Source organism: Bradyrhizobium sp. LA2.1, from assembly GCF_040547725.1.
In the GTDB taxonomy this organism is placed as follows: domain Bacteria; phylum Pseudomonadota; class Alphaproteobacteria; order Rhizobiales; family Xanthobacteraceae; genus Bradyrhizobium; species Bradyrhizobium barranii.
Genome location: NZ_JBEPQI010000007.1, coordinates 279,263 through 298,603 on the forward strand (window position 1 = coordinate 279,263; position 19,341 = coordinate 298,603).

Here is a 19,341-nt window from a genome sequence, read left to right on the forward strand (position 1 = left end):
GATCAGGCGCCGAATGTTGCGTGAGCTCAGTCGGTACGGCGGCGGTCACCACGTCTGGCTGCAAGCATTGCCCATGTCCGCCACGGTCGTCCCTCTGCCGCCGAACAGCCCGTCCGAAACCACCGACTTCCTGCGGCGGATGGCCAGCATGGTGTCGGGGCGCAACGGCGAGATGCTGCTGCGCGCGGCCGCGCTGATCGAATCGCTCAAGCAACGGGCGATGTCGGCCGAACGGCTGTTTCACGAGCAGCAGGAAGAGACCAAGCGCCTTGTAGACCTGCGCGAGGCGACCGCGCTCGCCTCCGAAGCCATGGTCAGCCAGATCGCGACGCTGGGGACTCAGCTCGCCGAGGTAACGGCGGCCGCGGCGGCCGAGCGCGCTGCGTTCGACGCCGAGCGCGGCAAGCTGCTCGGCCTGATGCAGGATGCGGAAAGCCATATCGGCAAGCTCACCACCGAGCTCGACGGCTTGCGCGCCTCCGTCGACAGCTTCAACGACACCGCGGTCTCGGTGCCGCTCGAGGTGCTGCGTCTGGCACGCACCCAGTTCGATGTCCTCTCCGCCGGCTTTGCCCGCAAGGGCGACGTGATTTCGGAGACGATGAGCGAGATCGGCGGCTTTGCGATCGACCAGGCGCTGACGGCGCAGAAGGCAGCCGATAAGGCCTGAGGTCGTCGCGCATCAAATTGACAGCGCGCAGACCGGTTGTTCTACTCCATGAAAATCATAGGGGGATGATCACGATGCCGACCGCATTCCGCGTCGCTATGGCGCTCTGCATTTCAACACTGTTCGCCGGTAGCGCCAACGCGCAATCCCTGCCGAAGGAAGTCGCCACCCGCGCCGAGATCTACCCGATCCCCTCGCTCACCCTCTCCGACCAGCAATTCCTCAGCGGCGATGCGGCGGCCGGCAAGCCGGTGACGGTCGCCGGCGAATTCCGCGTCGCCCAGGGCAACGGCAAACTTCCCGTCGTGGTGCTGATGCACGGCTCGAGCGGCGTCGGCGCCACGACCGAGGCCTGGGTGCGCGCTTTCAACGCCATGGGCATCTCGACCTTCGTGATCGACGGTTTTACGGGCCGCGGGCTGACGGTGGTGGGGCCGAACCAGGCCCTGCTCGGCCGGCTCAACCTGATCGTCGACATCTACCGCTCACTGGAGATTCTTGCGAAGCATCCCCGCGTCGATCCTGACCGCATCGTGCTGATGGGCTTTTCGCGCGGCGGACAGGCGACGCTCTATGCGAGCCTCGAGCGCTTCAACAAGCTCTGGAACAAGTCCGGCGTGCAGTTCGCGGCTTACATCCCGTTCTATCCGGATTGCTCGACGACGTATCAAAGCGACAGTGACGTCGCCGCACGCCCGATCCGGATCTTCCACGGCACGCCCGACGACTATAATCCCGTAACGAGCTGCAAGGCGTTCGTTGGACGGCTCAAGGCGGCCGGGCGTGATGTGGTGATGACCGAATACCCCGACAGCGCGCACGGCTTCGACAGCGGCCTGCTCGGCGTCAGCACCGTTGCGGTGTCGGCCAATGCGCAGACCGTGCGCAATTGCCATATCAAGGAAGGCGACGGCGGCGTTCTGATGAACGGCGACACCAACGCGCCCTTCACCTACAAGGATTCCTGCGTCGAGCTCAACCCGCATGTCGGCGGCAATCCCACGACGGCCGCGGAGTCGCGCAAGGCCGTGGAGGAATTCTTGCAGGCGCTGTTCAAGCTGGGCTAGGCGCTGGGAGGCTGCTCGGCCTTCATGGTTCGAGACGCGCCGCAAGCGGCGCTCCTCACCATGAGGGTCTGATATCTCGCCACAAAGCAAGACCTCATCCTGAGGAGCCCGCCAGAGGCGGGCGTCTCGAAGGATGGCCGCAACGAAGGCTGCTCGCCTCAGGGCTCGCCCGGCTTGAACGGCTCCTGCTTGTCCGGCGGCACCGTCTCTTCGGCCATCGCCAGCAGCATCGCGACCATCACGTAATTGCCGGCAACCGCGGTGACATCGACGATCTGCTGATCGTTGAACACCTTCTTCGCCCGCGTGTAGGTCTCGTCGGAAACTTTCTTGGTCGTGGTGATCTCGGTGACGAAGTCGTAGACCACGGCCTCGTCCTCGGCCATTTTCGACGGCCGCTTGTTGGCCTTCAGCTCCGCGATGATATCCGCCGACAGGCCCGCCTTGGCCGCCAGCGGCGCGTGCGCGAACCATTCCACCTGCGAGCGCCACTGCCGCCCGATGATCAGGATCGCGAACTCATTCAGCTTGGTCGGGACCGAGGTCTCCCAGCGCAGATAGTAGAACAGGTCGAACAGTCGCTGGCCGAGCACCGGGCTGCGGATCATCGGATTGTAGGGCCCGCCGATGCCGACGCTCGACACCTTCATGATCTGCTCGCCGAGCGGCTTCTGCTTGGCGTCGAGCTGGTCCATGGTGAGCTGCGGAAAGCGCGGCTCCTTGCTGGTGGCGGGTACGGCAAACATCGTGGCTGCGAGCCAGCCGCCGGCGGCGGCCAACGTGAGCGACGACAGCCAGAGTGGCGTTGAGTTCATTTTATCCTCCCGACCTTTTCTTTTGTTTGGTCGGAAGGATGCTAGCAGGTTCGTACGCGCCAGCTAGATCGCGCCGATCTCGGCAAGGCAGGCTTGCGTCAACGGCATGCGCTCGCCGACGAGACGCGGCTCCTTGCAGTCCATGTTGAGCGCGAACACGGTGTGCGCCTCGCCCTTCTCGGCCCAGCCGACCATCCAGCCAAGCGACGGCTCGCCGCGCTCGGCGCCGAGCAAGCCGGATTTGGCGCGGATGACGCTGTCGCCGACCTTGATCACCGGCAGGATGTCGGCGACGAGATCCTGGCTGCGCTTGCTGATCGGCTGCGCGCGGCGGCGCAGCCGGTCAACGAAATCGATCTGCTCGACCGGGTCGATGCGCAAATTGCCGGTGAGCCAGAACTGGTCGATGCCGCCGCCGATATCGCGATTGCCGTAGTCGAACATGTCGACATACTTTTGCATCCGCTCTTGCCCGATCCGGCGCGCGATCTCCTGATAAACCGGCACGGCGCTGACCGCGATAGCGCTGCGCATCGTGTGGTCCTTGTTCCAGGCCTCGATCGGCCGCTTCACGCCGTCCCAGGGGAACACGTCCTTGTCGGGATCGGTGACCACGCCGGTCTCGAGCGCAATCAGCGAGTTCGGGATCTTGAAGGTCGAGGCCGGCAGCTTCGCTTCGCCCGAACGGTCCTTGTCGCTCGCGACGATCAGATAGTCCTCGACCTTGTAGCCAACGAAGGTGCCTGCCGTGCCAAGATCGGTGAAGCGCTTTGCGAGGCTGTCGCGAATCTCGTTGCGCGGCGGCGCGACATGGGCGAACGCACGCGAGGGCACGGTGGCAGCTGCGGCAAGAAAGCCGAGGGTGGAACGGCGGGTCAGCACGAGCAGTATCCGTTGAGCAATGAAGATGGCCGCGACCATGCAGCCGCTATCGTGGTGAAACGATGACAGGTCATTTCTTGAGCATGATCTTGTCGGAAAACCGCTGCACACTTTTCCGGATCATGCTCTATCGCCCCCGGCCCGACAGCCGCAGCACGAACACCAGCACTTCGGCGACGGCCTTGTAGAGATCGGGCGGGATCTCCTCGCCGAGCTCGACCTTGGACAGCGCGCCGGCCAAGATCTCGTTCTCTTCGATCGGGATGTCGTTGGCTTTGGCGATCTCGACGATCTTTTCGCCGATCGTGCCCTTGCCCTTGGCGACAACGACGGGCGCGTTGCTGCCCTTCTCGTAATGCAGCGCAATGGCGAGCTTGGATGGATCGCTCATGTGGCGCGATCCAGGAAGTGGCCGGCGCGGGCCGGCGCCGGCTGCGGCGGCGCGCCGTCGCGCACCAGGATGTCGCCGGGCTTGAGCTCGGCGCGCGTCAGGGCCTGGTTGAGCTCGCCGATGCCGGCGCGAAGCTGCTGCGCGGTCGCGGGCCGCTCCGCCCACATCCGCACAAAAGTCTTGTCGCCGTTGAGCGTGATCAGGGCATGCACGGGGCCGGCCGGCTCGACATTGAGCGTGAAGCGCGCGCGCCAAGCGCGCTTGGCGGGATCAGAGGACTCATTGCCGCCATCGCGCGAGATCTCGAACTGCGCCATCGCGGTGCCCTGCGGCGTCGCAAAGGGAATCTCGAAATTCCATTGCGGCACGGCCGGGTCGATGCGGTGACCGCTGGCGTCGGCGCGATCGGGGAGCGAGGCGACCTGCAACAAGGTCTGCCGTGCGATCGCGGCATCGGTGTCGTCGAGCAGGCGGTGCACCGTTGTGGAGAGCGGCGTATCCGGCGCGAGCGATGGCGAGGCGATCGCCTGCGGCGCCGGCAGCGCGCCGCGGAACGGCGGCGGTGTCGCGCGTGCGGCGGCCTCGAAGAGATGGCCGTCGGGCACGGCCTTGTTGGAGCCGGGCACATTGCCGGTCATGCGGGGCAGGTTTTGCGTGACCTCCTGAAGGAGGGCCGCGGCAAGGCCGGCGGACATGGTTCGCGGCATCGCGGCCTGCGGAGCGCCGCCGGCGATATCGGCGAGCACAGCGGCTGCGAGATTGGCGCTGCGCGGCATCTGCGGCTGTTGGGCCATATCGGGCTCGGTTGACGGCGATGCAGCCTGAGCCGGCACGGCGGCGACCTGCGGTTTCCCCGCCGTAGCGATCGCGGCGCCTTGCGCCTGTGGCGCGGCGGTCTCGAGCGCGGCCAATGTCTGGCGCAGCACCAGCAGCGCGGCCTTCAGGTCCGGCATCGCGCCGGAGGACGGCGTTGTACCTGCGGCGAGCGAGGCCTCGAGAAACAGACCGGACTTCTGGAAGGCGGATTCGATATCGCCGCCATCGAGGGCGGTGTTGAGCGGCGTCTGCTGCGCCAGCACGTCCAGCACCGCCTGCTTCAGTCCCGCCGGCAGATCGCTGCCGGTGACGATGGAGGCGAGATTGGCGAACAACGGCGCCTGGCTGCCCTGTTTTGTGACCGCCTCGGCCGAAGCCACGGTGACGGCGACCTGCTCCAACGACGTCAGCGTGTTGCGTGCGGTGGTCGCAGATGGCGCGAGCGGCGGGCTGTCCAGGAGCGACGCCGCCCGCGGCGTCAGCGTGATCTGGTCGGCCGTCGCCTCGCCTGCCCCGTTCATGATGGCGAGCCTGATGGTGCCGTCGTTCTGCGACACTGCGAGCTGGAGATTTTGCCCCGGTGTCAGCGACACCTCGGACATCACATCCATCGACAGATTGGCGATTGCGATCCGCACCAGATTGTCGGCCATCACGCTGACGACCCTTGCGTCCACGACGCTGCCGGCCTGGAGCACAAGATCGGGCGTCGCCGCATCAGCCACGGGGCTAGCGGCACTGACGGGAACGATCGAGCTTATCGGCGTTGGCATTTCAGGGGGCCCAGGGAACGCTGGCCCCACCCTAAGGCCGCCCTCGTAAACCTCTCGTTAAGGACCTTTGTCCGCTCGCGGCTTCACGGCCGCCAGAACCGCCACGGCGGCCTCAAAATCCTTCAGGCGAGCGGCGCGGCGGGCAGCCGCCTCCTCGTCCACGCCCCATTTCTCGGCGTTCCAGTCCTCGTCGACATGGGCGGCGGCCCAGACCTGGCCGGCATCGCGCACGCCATGGGCGAGCGCCAGCGCCAGCAGCGCCGAACCGGTCAGGGTCGTCACCACGTGGAGCGTCGCGATCGACCAGGGATCACCGGGGAGCGCGGCGCGGGCGGCCTGAACGGCCTCGTCCGGCTGCTTCACATGCATGATGCCCTCGGACAGGATGAAATGCGCGCCCAGCGTCTCCGCGGCCCAGAACAGCACGGGGTCCCAATGCGCGGCCTCGCGGGCGACCAGCCCTTCGGGGTGGCCGGCGCGATAGAACAGCAGGTCGGTCTCGAAGTATTTCGCAAGGTCCTCGCTGACGAGCTCGACGCGATCGATGACACCCTCGACGACGCTGTTGGCGATCCGCGTCAGCGGCATGGTCACGGGATTAATCGTCTCGCCCTGGGCCGCCCATTCCGCGGCCACGGCATCGGCCAGCGCGCGCGACGGGATCACCACCTGGCGGGCCGATGGCGTCCGGATCGGCCTGCCGTCCAGCGTGATGGCGAAACCGCCCTCGGCCTCGGCCAGGCCCGCCTCCTTGTAGAAGCGCTTGCGCCGCGGCGTACGCGCGGCCTGGCGCACCGCCTCCTGCGGATCGAGCGGGGATCGCCCCGCAACCTCATCGAACAATTCGCGCATCTCGTTTCGGCCTTTGGTCTCTGAATGCTAGGCTTGTAAGCCAAGACCGGCGGCTGATAAAGCGAGCGGCAAGGCATGAGGGAACTTGCGGGCATTGTGGCCCTGCTCGCCGGGCTCTGGCTGGCCGCGGCGGACGCCGGTTTCCGCACCCCGGAATCGCTGGTCCGCAATGTCTACGCGCATTACGGCGATGGCGCGCCGGAACTGTCAAAAGGCCTGCCGCGCGATGCCGCCTCCGCCCGGCAATTCTTCGACCCCAGCCTGCGCAAGGCCTGGAGCGCGCCGAGGGTCGAGCCCTACGACTTCCTGGTGCAGAGCCCGAGCTGGAAGCTCGGCCCGGTCGCGATCGCGGTCGTTCGCAGGCAATACGACAAGACCTATGTCGCGGCGAATTTCGACAATCGCGGGCGGATGGTCACGCTGAACTTCGTCCTGGTCAACGGCCCCGAAGGCTGGCTGATCACGGATGTCGAGAGCCCGCATGATAGTCTGCGGATGTTTCTGGAGCAGTTTCGGAAGTGAGGGGGCCAGTCGCCACTGCCTCAACACCGTCATTACGAGCGCAGCGAAGCAATCCAGACTGTATCCGCAGAAGCATTCTGGATTGCTTCGTCGCTTCGCTCCTCGCAATGACGGGGCTGGTAGCGAGGCCCCAATCCCTACTCTTCCGGCGCGTTCTCGATCGGATCAAACCGGCTCGCATCGAGCCCGAGCAGATTCCAGGACTGCAGCATGTGCGGCGGCAATGGCGCGGTGGCGTCGATCACGCCGCCGCGGGGATGCGGAATCACGATGCGGCGCGCGAGCAGATGCAGCCGGTTCTGCAGGCCGCCCGGCAACTGCCAGTTCTCGATGTTGAAATATTTGGGATCGCCGACGATGGGGTGGCCGATATGCTCCATGTGGGCGCGCAGCTGATGGGTGCGGCCGGTCACGGGCTTGAGCGACACCCAGGTCAGCTTGTTGCCGGCGGTCTCTACCACCGCATAATACGTCACCGCGTGGCTGGCACCTTCGTCGCCATGCTGGGCGATGCGCATGATGGTGTCGTCCTCGCTCTCTTCCTTCGCGAGGAAGGTCGAGATGCGGCCCTGCTTCGGCTTCGGCAGACCCGGCACCAGCGCCCAATAGGTCTTTCGCGCGGACCGCGAGCGAAAGGCGCCGGTCAGATGCGAGGCGGCAAATCGCGTCTTGGCGATCAGGAGACAACCCGAGGTCTCCCGGTCGATGCGGTGCACGAGGCGCGGCTTCTGACCCTTGGAATCGCGCATCACCTCCAGCATCTGGTCGATGTGCCGTGTCATGCCCGAGCCACCCTGTACGGCGAGGCCGAGAGGCTTGTTCAGGACGAGGACGTCGTCGTCCTCGTAGATCGTCATCTCTTTGAGCGCCTGAAGCGTCTTTTGGGCACCTTCGGACAGCTCGCCGACGGCCTTTGGCGTGTCGAGCTTCAACGGCGGGATGCGGACGCTCTGGCCCTCCTCCAGCCGATCCTTGCTGTCGACACGCTTGCCGTCCACGCGCAGCTCGCCTTTGCGGACGACGCGCTGGATGTGGGAGAACGACAGGCCGGGAAAGCGCGCTTCCAGGAAACGATCGACGCGCATGTTGTTTTCATCAGCCGTCACCTTGACGGTCTGCACCTTCGTCGGCAGCAGCGCCTCGACGGGCTTTGCCGGCGCAGGCGCTTCGGGCGCAGCGGCTTTGGGCGTGCGCCGCTCGGCACGCTCCGCCGCAAAGCGCGGCGGCTTCGCACCCGGCTTGCCACCCGGCCGTGGCCCCGCCTTCTTCGCGGTACGCGCCTTGAACGGACGCGAATCGTCGCGCTCGTCACGCGAGCGGGGCTTTGGGTTCATTCTTTTGATGCGGCGGCTCATGGTTGCCTGCGTACCCTAAAAGCCGGCTCCCGTCACGGCGAAATGGCCGCTTCTAGCGCGAGCCGCCCCGCTCCTTCCGCAGCTTGGCCCAGTAATCCAGCCGCTTGCGGATCTCGCGCTCAAAACCGCGCTCGGGCGGGTCGTAGAAGGTCTGGCGGCCCAGGGCTTCCGGAAAGTAGTCCTGGCCGGAGAAGGCGTCGGGAGCGTCGTGGTCGTATTCGTAGGCCGCGCCGTAGCCTTCGGACTTCATCAGCTTGGTCGGGGAATTGAGGATGTGCTTTGGCGGTAGCAGCGAGCCGGCCTGTTTTGCGACCTGCATCGCGGCCTTGAAAGCCGTGTAGACGGCATTCGATTTCGGCGCGGTGGCGAGATAGACGACAGCTTGCGCGATCGCGAGCTCGCCCTCGGGATGGCCGAGGAAGTCGAAGGCGTCCTTGGCCGCGTTGGCAATGACGAGCGCCTGCGGATCGGCAAGGCCGATGTCCTCGACCGCCATGCGTACGACGCGGCGGGCCAGGAACAGCGGGTCCTCGCCGGCATCGAGCATGCGCGCGAGGTAATACAGCGCGGCGTCGGGGTCGGAGCCCCGCACCGACTTATGCAGCGCCGAGATCAGGTTGTAGTGACCGTCGGCCGACTTGTCGTAGATCGGCGCGCGGCGCTGCAGGATCTCCTGCAACTGCGCCGCGTTGAAAATCTCGTCCGCCCGCGCCGAACGCCAGACCTCCTCGACAAGCGTCAGCGATGCCCGGCCGTCGCCGTCGGCCATGCGCACCAGCACGGCGCGCGCCTCGTCATCGAGCGGCAGCTTGCGGCCCTCGACCTCCTCGGCATGCGCGAACAGTTTTTCGATCGCGGCGGCATCGAGCGAGCGAAACACCAGCACGCGCGCACGCGAGAGCAACGCCGCGTTGAGCTCGAAGGACGGGTTTTCGGTGGTGGCACCGACCATCACGACGGTGCCGTCCTCCATCACCGGCAGAAACGAATCCTGCTGGGCGCGATTGAAGCGATGCACCTCGTCGACGAACAGCAGCGTGCCCTTGCCCATCTCGCGGCGGGCGCGTGCGGCGTCAAACGCCTTCTTCAGATCGGCGACGCCGGAGAACACCGCGGAGATCTGCTCGAAATGCAGATCGGTCGCATCGGCCAGCAGCCGCGCCACCGTGGTCTTGCCGGTGCCGGGCGGGCCCCAGAACACCAGCGATCCGAGCGTGCGCGTCTCCAGCATGCGCGTCAGCGCACCATCGGGACCGAGGATATGGTCCTGGCCTACGACCTCCGACAGCGCGCGCGGGCGCAGCCGGTCCGGCAGCGGATGCGGAGCCTCGTGGTCGAGCCCCGCCGCGGCAAAGAGAGTTGGCGTCTCCTGTGGTCGCTTCGGGCTCATCCGCCCAGCGTGACGTTGATCTGCTGGCCACCGCGCACCAGCGTGATGCGCCAGATCCGCGGCCGTTCGCCCGCCGCCTTTTCGAGGTCGGCGGTCCTGCCGATCTTCTGGTTGTTGACGGCGAGGATGATGTCGCCCTTCTGGAAGCCGACACTCGCAGCCGCGCTGTCGCCGCCGAGATCGGTGATCACGACGCCTTCGGTGTCGGCGTCCAGATGCAGCTCGTCGGCAACCGCCGGCGTGATGGACGAGACCTTCGCGCCCTGGAACGGCGAGCGCGCGGTGACGACGAGTTCGTTGCGGCCGGAGTCGGGTGCGGTCTCGAGCGAGATCGTGACCTTGAGTGGCTTACCGCCGCGCTGCACGTCGATCTGCGCCGTGCCGCCGAGCGGACGCGTGGCGAAGCGGTAGTCGAAGGCGTTGGGATCATCCACCGTCTGGCCGTCGATCCCGGTGATGAGATCGGAGGATTTCAGGCCGGCCTTGGCCGCGGGGCCGGTCGAGACCACGCTTGCGACCAGCGCGCCGGTCGGCGAACGCAGACCGAGGCTCTCGGCGATCTCGGGCGTCACCGCCTGCAATTTCGCGCCGAGCCACGGCCGCTTCACCGCCTTGCCGCCGCTCTTGGCGGAGGCGACGACGACGCGCACCATGTTGGCGGGAATCGCAAAGCCGATGCCTTGCGAGCCGCCGGACCGCGAATAGATCGCGGTATTGATGCCGGCGAGCTTTCCGCTCATATCGACCAGCGCGCCGCCGGAATTGCCGGGATTGATGGCCGCATCGGTCTGGATGAAGAACTGGTAGTCAGTGATGCCGACCTGGGTGCGCGCGAGCGCCGAGATGATGCCGTGGGTCACGGTCTGGCCGACGCCGAAGGGATTGCCGATCGCGAGCACGACGTCGCCAACCAGCAGTTCGTCGGAATTGGTGAAGTCGAGGGTCGGAAACTTCTCCTTGGTGTCCTTCAGGCGCAGCACGGCGAGATCGGTGCGCGGATCCTTCAGCAGGATCTCGGCCTCGAACTCCCGCTTGTCCGACAGCGATACTTTCACCTGGTCCGCGCCCTCGATGACGTGGACGTTGGTGACGACGAGGCCGGAGGCATCGACGATGACACCGGAGCCGAGCGAGCGCTGCATCTGCTCGGGCTGCTGGCCCGGTACGCCGAAGAAGCGGCGGAAGATCGGGTCGTCCAGCAGCGGATTGCGGTTCTGCACCACCTTGGCGGCGTAGACGTTGACGACGGCCGGCTGCACCCGCTGCACGATCGGCGCATAGGACAGCCGCAGCTCGGCGGGCGAGGACGGGACACGACGGTCCTGCGCGGCGGCCGGATTGAGGTGGGCTGAAAACGCTATGCACAATGCCGTGATGACGGCGGTCCGGGTCGATCGAAACATTCCTACCTCTCGGAAAAGACGCCGGAATATAGGCGCGTTCGCCCGCCAATAGAAGGGCGCCAGGGGGCATTATTCAGCCGCCTTTCCGGTGTGTCCGCCTTGCAAGTCCCGCATGCGAAATGACAATTTACCTGGGCGGTGGATTGGCATGATGCGCGTCATCCACCATTGTGGTGTCGAGCGGATTCGGTTGCGGCGAATTGGCATCAGTGGGAACCGCGCAACCGGGCGCAGCGTCGCGGGGCAGTCATCGTTCATACCTAGGCTCTCCCGTTGCGACTTGGGGAAGTTCGTCAAACGATGGAGTCATGATGTGAGCAGGACAAGACTTGCAGCCACCGCGATTGGTCTCGCCGGTGCGCTGGCGGCCTCGCAGGCCCAGGCCCAAACGGCAAGCAGCAGCGATCAGGAGATCGCACTGCTGAAGCAGCAATTGAAGATGCTGGAGCAGAAGCTCGACAAGCTCCAGAGCCAGACCGCCGCCAACACGGCGGCCACGGCGAAGGCCAAAGTCGAAGCAAAGGCAGAGGCCAAGGCCGAAGCGCGCTCGGAGGCGAAGGCGGTCGTGGCCAATGCCAGCGCGGCGATCCCGCTCAAGGGACCGGCGCCCGCGTCCGGCGCCGTCGTGACGATGCCGAACAACCGGCCGACCATCTGCACCGCCGACGGGGCGAACTGCGTCGCGATCACCGGTCGCGTGCACTACGATATGGGCGGCTATGACTATCGTCCCAACACGGCGGCAACTGTGCCGCAAAAGCTGGACAGCGGCGAAAACGTGCGTCGCGCGCGCATCGGTGTCGTCGGCAAATTCCTCGAAGACTGGAATTTCGCGCTGATCTACGATTTCGGAGGCTCGTCCGACGGATTTGGCGGCACGGGCGCCGCCGGCGCGACCCCTGTCGGCTTCCTGCCGGGCGGAGGCACCTCCGGCATCGAGAATGCTTGGGTGAGCTACACGGGGCTGAAGCCGTTCGGCGGCAAGATGGCAATCGAAGCCGGCATCATGGACCTTGCCTGGACCCTGGATGAATCCACGAGTTCCAACGACATTGCCTTCATGGAACGCGCCTCGGTCGGCATCATCGCGCAAAATATCGCCGCCGGCGACTTCCGTTCCGCCGCCGGTGCCCGCTGGTACAATGACGTGTTCTGGGCCGGCGCTTACGTGACCGGCCCGACCTCGGGTGCCATTCACTCGGCCTCGAGCGTGTCACCTCCCGGGACCAGCGAGCAATACGGCGCGACCGCCCGCGTTGCGGGTCAGGTCGTGAGCGGCAACGACTACTCCGTGCATCTCGGCGCCGACGCGGAATGGCTGATCCAGCCGCCGCGCAATCTGCTCGCGAACACGCAAACGCTCACGCTCAGCGATCGTCCCGAGCTGCGCATCGATCCCACGACGCTGATCTCGACCGGTGCGATTGCAAATGTGTCGGGCGCGCAGGTCTATGGCGTGGAAGCCGCGGCCACCTATGGACCGCTCTGGGTCCAGGGCGAATACTACTGGTTCAACATCGATCGCGGTGCGAACACCGCGGTGGCGCCCATCGGTACGTCGAGCCTCAAATTCCAGGGCGGCTACGCACAGGCGGCCTATGTCCTGACCGGTGAATCGCGCAAGTACAATCCGAGCAACGCGGCCTATGGCGGCGTCAAGCCGAACAATCCGTTCTCGATCAACGGCGGCGGCTGGGGTGCCTGGGAGATCGCCGGTCGCTACTCGACCATAGATCTGAACGATCAGTTGGCGACCGCCGCCGGCATCGCCGGCGGGCGGCAAACCGTCTACACGCTGGCGCTCAACTGGTACGTCAACGGCAATGTGCGCTTCATGCTCGACTACCTGCATGGCACGGTATCGAAGCAGGCCTCGCCGGTCTCGACAGCCGATGTCGGCTCGAAGTTCGATGCGGTCGCGTTGCGCACGCAGTTTGCGTTCTGATGCTATCTCTTCCGGGAGCGGCACAGTCCGCTCCCGGAGAGTTACGCTGCGCGCTTCGGCTTCTTGACCGGCTCCGCTTCGGGCGGCGGCGCGCAGGACAGCCGTTGCTGATGGCTCTCGCCCCAGGCCTTCAGGATGTCGATCACCGGCCGCAGGCTCTCGCCAAGCTCGGAGAGGCAATACTCCACGCGCGGCGGCACCTCGGCGTAGACCTTGCGGATGACGAGCTTGTCCTCCTCCAGCGCGCGAAGCTGCTTTGTCAGCATGCGCTGGGTGATGCCGGGCATCCGGCGGCGCAGTTCGCCGAAGCGCTGGGTGCCGTCCTGGAGGTGGTAGAGGATCACGCCCTTCCACTTGCCGTCGATCAGGTCCAGCGTCGCCTCGACCGAGCAGCCGGGACGCCGGGTAAAATCTCGCCGCTTCATGCGTGTTTTCCCAATAGTATCCAAACAGGGACTATATCCCCGAATTTACAGTACTTGCCAAATCGGGGCTAGCGGGACAGTTAGCGGGCCAGGCGCACATCACAAGCTACGCGCCATTTGATGGAGACAAGCCATGAAGGCCGTCGGCTACAAAAAATCGCTTCCGATCGAGGATCAGGACGCGCTGATCGATTTCGAGACCGCAAAGCCCGAGCCCAAGGGGCGCGATATCCGCGTCGCCGTGAAGGCAATCTCGGCCAACCCGGTCGATTACAAGGTACGCAAGCGTGCCACCCCGCCCGAGGGCGAGACGAAGATCCTGGGCTATGACGCAGCCGGCGTTGTCGATGCCGTGGGTTCCGACGTCACGCTGTTCAAGCCGGGCGACGAGGTGTTTTACGCCGGCTCGATCCTGCGCCAGGGCACCAATTCCGAATTCCACCTGGTCGACGAGCGCATCGTCGGCAACAAGCCGAAGAGCCTGTCGTTCGCGCAGGCCGCAGCCCTTCCCCTCACCTCCATCACCGCCTGGGAACTGCTGTTCGACCGGCTCGGCGCGGTGCCGGGCAAGAGCGTCGATCCGCGCACGCTGCTGATCACGGGTGGCGCCGGCGGCGTTGGCTCGATCCTGATCCAGCTTGCGCGCCGCCTCACGGGCCTCACGGTGCTCGCGACCGCGACGCGGCCGGAATCGCAAAAATGGTGCCTCGATCTCGGCGCGCATGCGGCGATCGACCATGGCAAGCCGATGAAGGAGCAGATCGAGAAGCTGAAGCTCCCGCCGGTCGCGTTGGTGGCGAGCCTCACCTTCACCGACCAGCACTACAAGGCGATTGCCGAGTTCATGGCGCCGCAGGGCAAGTTCGGCCTGATCGACGATCCCTCGGAGTTCGCCATGAGCACATTCAAGGGCAAGGCGATCTCGGTACATTGGGAATCGATGTTCACGCGCTCCTCGTTTGGGACGCCCGACATGATCGCGCAGCATCATCTGCTCAACGACGTCTCCGACCTCATCGACAAGGGCGTGCTGCGCACCACGCTCGACCAGACTTTTGGCACGATCAACGCGGCCAACCTCAAGCGCGCGCATGCGCTGCTCGAAAGCGGCAAGTCGCGCGGCAAGATCGTGCTCGAGGGGTGGTAGCAGTCACAACGTTGGGGCGTAGCTGCGTAGGGTGGGCAAAGGCGCGCTCGCGCCGTGCCCACCATCTCGCAACGGGTGTGACAAAAGTGGTGGGCACGCTTCCGCCTTCGCTCTTCGAGCTATGGCGGACAAGTCGCTTTGCCCACCCTACGGTGCCACGCTTGCGGTGCCACGCCTTCGCGCAGTCTCAGGCGATCGTGTTAACGATACCACCTTCCGCGCGCAGCGCCGCACCGTTGGTCGCGGACGCTTCCTTCGACGCGACATAGACCACCATGTTGGCGATTTCGTCGACGCTGGCGAAGCGCTGGATCAGCGAGCTCGGGCGGTGCTGCTTGACGAAATTGGCCGCGGCCTCATCGACCGACTGGCCATTCTGCTTGGCGAGATCCTTCACGAAGGTCTCGACGCCCTCCGACATGGTCGGACCCGGTAGCACGGAATTGACGGTGACGCCGGTGCCGCGGGTGAGCTGCGCGAGACCGCGGGCGACCGAGAGCTGGGCTGTCTTGCTCATGCCGTAGTGGATCATCTCGACGGGAATGTTGAGCCCGGACTCCGATGAGATGAAGACGATGCGGCCCCAGTTGCGCTTGAGCATGCCCTTCATATAGGCGCGCGACAGCCGCACGCCGCTCATGACGTTGACCTCGAAGAAGCGGCTCCAGTCCTCGTCAGGGATCTCGAAGAAGTCTTTTGGCTCGAAGATGCCGGCGTTGTTGATGAGGATGTCGACCTCCGGCAGCGCCGCCACAAGCGCCTTGCAGCCCGAAGCGGTCGAGACGTCGGCGGCGATGCCGCGGACCTTAAGGCCCGCCCCTTCCAGCTTGCGCACGGCGGCATCGACCTTGTCCTGGCCGCGACCGTTGATGACCACGCTCGCGCCGGACGCGGCGAGACCTTTTGCGATGGCGTGGCCGATGCCGGCGGTGGAGCCGGTCACGAGGGCGGTCTTTCCGGAAAGGTCGATCTTCATGAATCATCTCCATTGTTGCTGAAGCGGATATCGTGTCCAGCGCACGCCGCTTCAATCGCCACAACTGCGAAATCGTAGGGTGGGACAAAGCGATTTGTCCGCCGCAGCTCGAAGAACGAAGGCGGAAGCGTGCCCACCTTTTCGCCACGAGTTGAAAGCGAAATGGTGGGCACGGCGCGCGAAGAGCGCACCCTTGCCCACCCAACGGCACTATTGCCGCGGCGGTAGCGTCCTGAGAAACGCGACGATGGCATCGAGATCCTGGGCCGTCATGCTGGCGTAGGCAGCATAGGCCATCGGCGGCTTGAGCTTGTGGCCGTCGCGCGCGATGCCTTGCGTAATCGCACGTTTGATTTCGTCGTCGCTCCAGCCGCCCAGGCCGGCCGCGGGATCCGCGGTGATATTGGGGGAGATGGATTCGCCCCACGGCCCCTTGAACGTGCGGCCACCCTTGCCGCTCGCACCCGCGAAATCATGCACGGCGGACGGGCCCTCCGGCGTGTGGCATTCCAGGCAATGGGCGATGGTCAGGAGATAGCGGCCGCGCGCGAGCTTGTCGGAGAGATCGGCCTCGGTCGCCCGCTTGCCGGCATAGGTCGGCGCTTCCAGTTTCAGCGCGATCCTGTATTCCGGCGCAGGGGTTTCGTGGCGCACTGCGGGGACTGAGCGCAGGTAAGCGGTAAGCGCATCGAGATCCCGGGCCGTGAGCACCGTGTAGAACGCGGTCGGCATGATCGGCGCGACCTTGGTCCCGTTCGGCCTGTTACCGCTGACCAGAAACCGCTTCAGCTCGGCATCGCTCCAGTTGCCGATGCCGGTGTCCTTGTCTGGCGTGATGTTGGAGCCGGTGACCTTGAAGGCGGGCTCATCGAAGACCTGGCTGCCGCCCGCGAGCGCGCGCGAAAGATCGAGCCCTTGCGGTCCGCGCGGCGTGTGGCAGTTGTGGCAGACCATCACGCTGTTGACGAGATAGGCACCGCGTTCGACCAGCGTCTCGCCAGAGGCCGGCGACATCAACAGCGCCAGCGCGATCCCAAGCACAATCCTCATCGACAGCCCCCCGGCCGGAATCGCGTTCACCAGACGATGCGCGGCATGAGATATCGCCGCGCCATACAAAAAAGCGGCGCCCAGGGGCGCCGCTTTCTGAAAACTTGAGGTACCGGCCGGCTTACGCCGCCTCGGCTTCCTTCTCCTGCACCGGACCGGAGTCCTGGCCCTTGGCATCGACGTCGCGGTCGACGAACTCGATCACGGCCATCGCGGCGTTGTCGCCGTAGCGGAAGCCGGCCTTGATGATGCGGGTGTAGCCGCCCTGACGGTCCTTGTAGCGGGGCGCCAGCACGTCGAACAGCTTCTTGACCTGATCCTTGTCGCGCATCTCGGAGATCGCCTGGCGACGCATGGACAGGCCGCCCTTCTTGCCGAGGGTAACGAGCTTCTCGACGATCGGACGGAGCTCCTTGGCCTTGGGCAGCGTGGTGACGATCTGCTCGTGCTTGATCAGCGCGGCGCACATATTGGCGAACATCGCGCGGCGATGCTCAGCAGTGCGGTTGAGCTTCCGATGAACCTTGCCGTGACGCATGTAACTATTCCTTAGTTTGAAACTGCCGCGACGGTTCGTCGGACATGTTGCTCAGGTGGGCTGCCTGCGTTCGCCCGCGAAAGCGCGTTGCGCTTTCGCTTTCGCTTTCTTGTTTGAGCATGATCCTTATCGGAAAACCGCTTCGCACTTTTCCGGGATCATGCTGCGCTCAGTAGTGATCCTCGAAGCGCTTGGCGAGCTCGTCGATGTTCTCCGGCGGCCAGCCCGGCACTTCCATGCCGAGATGCAGACCCATCTGGGCCAGCACTTCCTTGATCTCGTTCAGCGACTTGCGGCCGAAGTTCGGGGTGCGGAGCATTTCCGCTTCGCTCTTCTGCACGAGGTCGCCGATGTAGACGATGTTGTCGTTCTTCAAGCAGTTGGCCGAACGCACCGACAGCTCGAGCTCGTCCACCTTCTTGAGGAAGGCCGGGTTGAAGGCGAGGTCCGGGATGATCTCCTGGGCGACTTCCTTGCGCGGCTCTTCGAAGTTGACGAACACGTTGAGCTGATCCTGCAGGATGCGGGCGGCATAAGCCACCGAGTCATCCGGCGTCAGCGCGCCGTTGGTCTCGATCGTCATGGTCAGCTTGTCGTAGTCGAGGATCTGGCCCTCACGGGTGTTCTCGACCTTGTAGGAGACCTTGCGGACCGGCGAGTACAGGCTGTCGACCGGGATCAGTCCGATCGGCGCGTCCTCGGGACGGTTGCGCTCGGCGGGCACGTAGCCCTTGCCGGTGGCGACCGTGAACTCCATGCGGATCTCGGCGCCCTCGTCGAGCGTGCAGATCTGGAGGTCCGGGTTGAGCACGACCACGTCGCCCACGGTCTGGATGTCGCCGGCGGTGACGACGCCCGGGCCCTGCTTCTTCACGACCATGCGCTTGGGGCCTTCGCCCTGCATCTTGATCGAGATGTCCTTGATGTTGAGCACGATGTCGGTGACGTCTTCACGGACGCCCGCGATCGAGGAGAACTCGTGCAGCACGCCGTCGATGTGCACCGACTGCACCGCCGCGCCCTGGAGCGAGGAGAGCAGGATACGGCGCAGCGCGTTGCCGAGCGTCTGGCCGAAGCCGCGCTCGAGCGGCTCGGCGACGATGGTCGCGAAACGGTTCGAATCGCTGCCGGGCTGGATCTGGAGCTTGTTCGGCCGAATCAGTTCTTGCCAATTTTTCTGGATCGTCACTGTTTCACCCATACAGGCCAGTCAAACTGCTAGTGCAGACACTGGCGTTGGAGAAAGGCCGCGGATCATTCGCGCGGCTTTGCAAAAAGTCATTGCGGGCGACCAATGCGCCCGCAACTTGGTATCAAACGCGCCGACGCTTGCGGGGACGGCAACCGTTGTGCGGGATCGTGGTCACGTCGCGGATCGAGGTGACGGTGAAGCCCGCGGCCTGAAGCGCACGGAGCGCCGACTCGCGACCCGAACCGGGACCGGCGACTTCGACTTCGAGCGTGCGCATGCCGTGCTCCTGCGCCTTCTTCGACACGTCCTCGGCGGCAACCTGCGCGGCGTACGGCGTCGACTTGCGCGAACCCTTGAAGCCCATCGTGCCGGCGGAGGACCAGGCAATCGTGTTGCCCTGCGCGTCGGTGATGGTGATGGTCGTGTTGTTGAACGACGAGTTCACGTGCGCGACGCCGGAGGCGATGTTCTTGCGCTCACGACGGCGAACGCGGGTGGCTTCCTTGCCCATAGAGTACCTTTCCTGAAGATCTCAAACGCCGCCGTAATGCCAGCGGCTACACCTGTGGAACAAAAGGCGCGTGGCGAACGGGATGTCCCCTGTTCGCCACACGCCGCGATTGGATTCGAAAACTTACTTCTTCTTGCCGGCGATGGCCTTGGCCGGACCCTTGCGCGTACGCGCATTGGTGTGGGTACGCTGACCGCGCACCGGCAGGCCGCGACGATGACGCAGGCCGCGATAGCAGCCGAGGTCCATCAGACGCTTGATGTTGATGCCGACCTCACGACGCAGGTCGCCCTCGACGAGATAGTCGCGGTCGATCACTTCGCGGATCTGGAGCACTTCGGCATCGCTGAGCTGGTTGACGCGACGATCCTCGGGGATCTTCACCTTCTCCAGGATCTCACCAGCGATCTTCTGGCCGATGCCATGGATGTACTGGAGCGCGATCAGCACGCGCTTGTTGGTCGGAATGTTCACGCCGGCAATACGGGCCACGGCCTTCTCTCCTGTTGCCGATCCCTCGTCAGGAATCAGGCTTTAAGTGCTTGGTTTCTCGGGCAGGTGTTCACAAACGCGAACACGACGCCCACCCCTGGTCTTCCTGGGGCCCGGCATCGTTTGAAA

The 19,341-nt window shown here is 65.1% G+C and carries 20 protein-coding genes; 5 read left to right on the top strand and 15 right to left on the bottom strand.

Features of this window, described 5'->3' with window-relative positions:
* Positions 1-73 precede the first annotated feature (73 nt).
* Both ABIB95_RS16220 and ABIB95_RS16225 read left to right on the top strand, forming a co-directional pair.
* Positions 74-670, top strand: a complete 597-nt coding sequence (locus ABIB95_RS16220; RefSeq protein ID WP_354240560.1) for a hypothetical protein — start codon at positions 74-76, stop codon at positions 668-670.
* 74 nt (positions 671-744) lie between these two features.
* On the top strand, positions 745-1,737 hold the full coding sequence (locus ABIB95_RS16225) for a dienelactone hydrolase family protein (RefSeq protein ID WP_354240562.1): 993 nt from the start codon (positions 745-747) through the stop codon (positions 1,735-1,737).
* Between the two features lie 158 nt (positions 1,738-1,895).
* Here the strand turns inward: ABIB95_RS16225 and ABIB95_RS16230 are convergent, their stop codons facing one another.
* The 5 genes from ABIB95_RS16230 to ABIB95_RS16250 form a co-directional block, all read right to left on the bottom strand.
* Positions 1,896-2,552: a carboxymuconolactone decarboxylase family protein gene (locus tag ABIB95_RS16230; protein ID WP_354240564.1), complete on the bottom strand. Its 657-nt coding sequence runs from the start codon at positions 2,550-2,552 to the stop codon at positions 1,896-1,898.
* A 63-nt stretch (positions 2,553-2,615) separates the two neighbouring features.
* Positions 2,616-3,434 carry a penicillin-binding transpeptidase domain-containing protein gene (locus tag ABIB95_RS16235; RefSeq protein ID WP_502917836.1) on the bottom strand — a complete coding sequence of 273 codons (819 nt, stop codon included), beginning with the start codon at positions 3,432-3,434 and terminating at the stop codon, positions 2,616-2,618.
* A gap of 127 nt (positions 3,435-3,561) precedes the next feature.
* Entirely contained in the window at positions 3,562-3,825 is a 264-nt protein-coding gene (locus ABIB95_RS16240; protein ID WP_028151179.1) for an EscU/YscU/HrcU family type III secretion system export apparatus switch protein, read from the bottom strand.
* Complete coding sequence (fliK, locus tag ABIB95_RS16245) at positions 3,822-5,414, bottom strand: flagellar hook-length control protein FliK (protein WP_354240566.1); 1,593 nt, start codon at positions 5,412-5,414, stop codon at positions 3,822-3,824. The genes ABIB95_RS16240 and fliK overlap by 4 nt, the downstream gene beginning before the upstream one ends.
* Before the next feature lie 57 nt (positions 5,415-5,471).
* Complete coding sequence (locus ABIB95_RS16250) at positions 5,472-6,266, bottom strand: ATP12 family chaperone protein (protein ID WP_354240568.1); 795 nt, start codon at positions 6,264-6,266, stop codon at positions 5,472-5,474.
* A gap of 75 nt (positions 6,267-6,341) precedes the next feature.
* Between ABIB95_RS16250 and ABIB95_RS16255 the strand changes: the two genes are divergently transcribed.
* Complete coding sequence (locus ABIB95_RS16255; RefSeq protein WP_354240570.1) at positions 6,342-6,788, top strand: hypothetical protein; 447 nt, start codon at positions 6,342-6,344, stop codon at positions 6,786-6,788.
* Positions 6,789-6,925: 137 nt separating this feature from the next.
* On the opposite strand, the gene ABIB95_RS16260 is transcribed toward ABIB95_RS16255, so the two are convergent.
* From ABIB95_RS16260 to ABIB95_RS16270, 3 genes are read right to left on the bottom strand one after another with little or no spacing between them, the layout of a single operon-like run.
* Complete coding sequence (locus tag ABIB95_RS16260; protein WP_354240572.1) at positions 6,926-8,143, bottom strand: RluA family pseudouridine synthase; 1,218 nt, start codon at positions 8,141-8,143, stop codon at positions 6,926-6,928.
* 52 nt (positions 8,144-8,195) lie between these two features.
* Entirely contained in the window at positions 8,196-9,533 is a 1,338-nt protein-coding gene (locus ABIB95_RS16265; RefSeq protein WP_028151184.1) for a replication-associated recombination protein A, read from the bottom strand.
* On the bottom strand, positions 9,530-10,936 hold the full coding sequence (locus ABIB95_RS16270; protein ID WP_354240574.1) for a DegQ family serine endoprotease: 1,407 nt from the start codon (positions 10,934-10,936) through the stop codon (positions 9,530-9,532). The genes ABIB95_RS16265 and ABIB95_RS16270 overlap by 4 nt, the downstream gene beginning before the upstream one ends.
* A 313-nt stretch (positions 10,937-11,249) precedes the next feature.
* Between ABIB95_RS16270 and ABIB95_RS16275 the strand changes: the two genes are divergently transcribed.
* Positions 11,250-12,881 (top strand): OprO/OprP family phosphate-selective porin, encoded by a 1,632-nt coding sequence (locus tag ABIB95_RS16275; protein ID WP_354240576.1) that lies wholly within the window; start codon positions 11,250-11,252, stop codon positions 12,879-12,881.
* Between the two features lie 41 nt (positions 12,882-12,922).
* Here ABIB95_RS16275 and ABIB95_RS16280 read toward each other — a convergent pair whose 3' ends face one another.
* Positions 12,923-13,306 carry a winged helix-turn-helix transcriptional regulator gene (locus tag ABIB95_RS16280; RefSeq protein ID WP_028151187.1) on the bottom strand — a complete coding sequence of 128 codons (384 nt, stop codon included), beginning with the start codon at positions 13,304-13,306 and terminating at the stop codon, positions 12,923-12,925.
* 133 nt (positions 13,307-13,439) lie between these two features.
* Between ABIB95_RS16280 and ABIB95_RS16285 the strand changes: the two genes are divergently transcribed.
* Positions 13,440-14,453 carry a zinc-binding alcohol dehydrogenase family protein gene (locus ABIB95_RS16285; RefSeq protein WP_354240578.1) on the top strand — a complete coding sequence of 338 codons (1,014 nt, stop codon included), beginning with the start codon at positions 13,440-13,442 and terminating at the stop codon, positions 14,451-14,453.
* Positions 14,454-14,640: 187 nt separating this feature from the next.
* Here ABIB95_RS16285 and ABIB95_RS16290 read toward each other — a convergent pair whose 3' ends face one another.
* The 6 genes from ABIB95_RS16290 to rpsM all read right to left on the bottom strand — a co-directional run bounded on the left by ABIB95_RS16290 (position 14,641) and on the right by rpsM (position 19,212).
* Positions 14,641-15,429 carry an SDR family NAD(P)-dependent oxidoreductase gene (locus ABIB95_RS16290; RefSeq protein ID WP_248878451.1) on the bottom strand — a complete coding sequence of 263 codons (789 nt, stop codon included), beginning with the start codon at positions 15,427-15,429 and terminating at the stop codon, positions 14,641-14,643.
* A gap of 210 nt (positions 15,430-15,639) precedes the next feature.
* Positions 15,640-16,479, bottom strand: a complete 840-nt coding sequence (locus tag ABIB95_RS16295) for a c-type cytochrome (protein WP_354240580.1) — start codon at positions 16,477-16,479, stop codon at positions 15,640-15,642.
* Positions 16,480-16,600: 121 nt separating this feature from the next.
* Positions 16,601-17,017: a 50S ribosomal protein L17 gene (gene rplQ, locus ABIB95_RS16300; RefSeq protein WP_014494513.1), complete on the bottom strand. Its 417-nt coding sequence runs from the start codon at positions 17,015-17,017 to the stop codon at positions 16,601-16,603.
* 169 nt (positions 17,018-17,186) lie between these two features.
* On the bottom strand, positions 17,187-18,218 hold the full coding sequence (locus tag ABIB95_RS16305) for a DNA-directed RNA polymerase subunit alpha (RefSeq protein ID WP_085405459.1): 1,032 nt from the start codon (positions 18,216-18,218) through the stop codon (positions 17,187-17,189).
* Positions 18,219-18,330: 112 nt separating this feature from the next.
* Complete coding sequence (gene rpsK / locus ABIB95_RS16310) at positions 18,331-18,720, bottom strand: 30S ribosomal protein S11 (protein WP_007603045.1); 390 nt, start codon at positions 18,718-18,720, stop codon at positions 18,331-18,333.
* A gap of 123 nt (positions 18,721-18,843) precedes the next feature.
* Complete coding sequence (gene rpsM / locus ABIB95_RS16315; protein WP_014494511.1) at positions 18,844-19,212, bottom strand: 30S ribosomal protein S13; 369 nt, start codon at positions 19,210-19,212, stop codon at positions 18,844-18,846.
* Positions 19,213-19,341: the final 129 nt, after the last annotated feature.

Bases quoted from the DNA above. Each gene is read 5' to 3' on its own strand.
- ABIB95_RS16220 (WP_354240560.1), top strand. From the start codon at position 74: ATGTCCGCCACGGTCGTCCCTCTGCCGCCGAACAGCCCGTCCGAAACC.
- ABIB95_RS16225 (WP_354240562.1), top strand. From the start codon at position 745: ATGCCGACCGCATTCCGCGTCGCTATGGCGCTCTGCATTTCAACACTG.
- ABIB95_RS16230 (WP_354240564.1), bottom strand. From the start codon at position 2,552: ATGAACTCAACGCCACTCTGGCTGTCGTCGCTCACGTTGGCCGCCGCC.
- ABIB95_RS16240 (WP_028151179.1), bottom strand. From the start codon at position 3,825: ATGAGCGATCCATCCAAGCTCGCCATTGCGCTGCATTACGAGAAGGGC.
- fliK (WP_354240566.1), bottom strand. From the start codon at position 5,414: ATGCCAACGCCGATAAGCTCGATCGTTCCCGTCAGTGCCGCTAGCCCC.
- ABIB95_RS16250 (WP_354240568.1), bottom strand. From the start codon at position 6,266: ATGCGCGAATTGTTCGATGAGGTTGCGGGGCGATCCCCGCTCGATCCG.
- ABIB95_RS16255 (WP_354240570.1), top strand. From the start codon at position 6,342: ATGAGGGAACTTGCGGGCATTGTGGCCCTGCTCGCCGGGCTCTGGCTG.
- ABIB95_RS16260 (WP_354240572.1), bottom strand. From the start codon at position 8,143: ATGAGCCGCCGCATCAAAAGAATGAACCCAAAGCCCCGCTCGCGTGAC.
- ABIB95_RS16265 (WP_028151184.1), bottom strand. From the start codon at position 9,533: ATGAGCCCGAAGCGACCACAGGAGACGCCAACTCTCTTTGCCGCGGCG.
- ABIB95_RS16270 (WP_354240574.1), bottom strand. From the start codon at position 10,936: ATGTTTCGATCGACCCGGACCGCCGTCATCACGGCATTGTGCATAGCG.
- ABIB95_RS16280 (WP_028151187.1), bottom strand. From the start codon at position 13,306: ATGAAGCGGCGAGATTTTACCCGGCGTCCCGGCTGCTCGGTCGAGGCG.
- ABIB95_RS16285 (WP_354240578.1), top strand. From the start codon at position 13,440: ATGAAGGCCGTCGGCTACAAAAAATCGCTTCCGATCGAGGATCAGGAC.
- ABIB95_RS16290 (WP_248878451.1), bottom strand. From the start codon at position 15,429: ATGAAGATCGACCTTTCCGGAAAGACCGCCCTCGTGACCGGCTCCACC.
- ABIB95_RS16295 (WP_354240580.1), bottom strand. From the start codon at position 16,479: ATGAGGATTGTGCTTGGGATCGCGCTGGCGCTGTTGATGTCGCCGGCC.
- rplQ (WP_014494513.1), bottom strand. From the start codon at position 17,017: ATGCGTCACGGCAAGGTTCATCGGAAGCTCAACCGCACTGCTGAGCAT.
- ABIB95_RS16305 (WP_085405459.1), bottom strand. From the start codon at position 18,218: ATGGGTGAAACAGTGACGATCCAGAAAAATTGGCAAGAACTGATTCGG.
- rpsK (WP_007603045.1), bottom strand. From the start codon at position 18,720: ATGGGCAAGGAAGCCACCCGCGTTCGCCGTCGTGAGCGCAAGAACATC.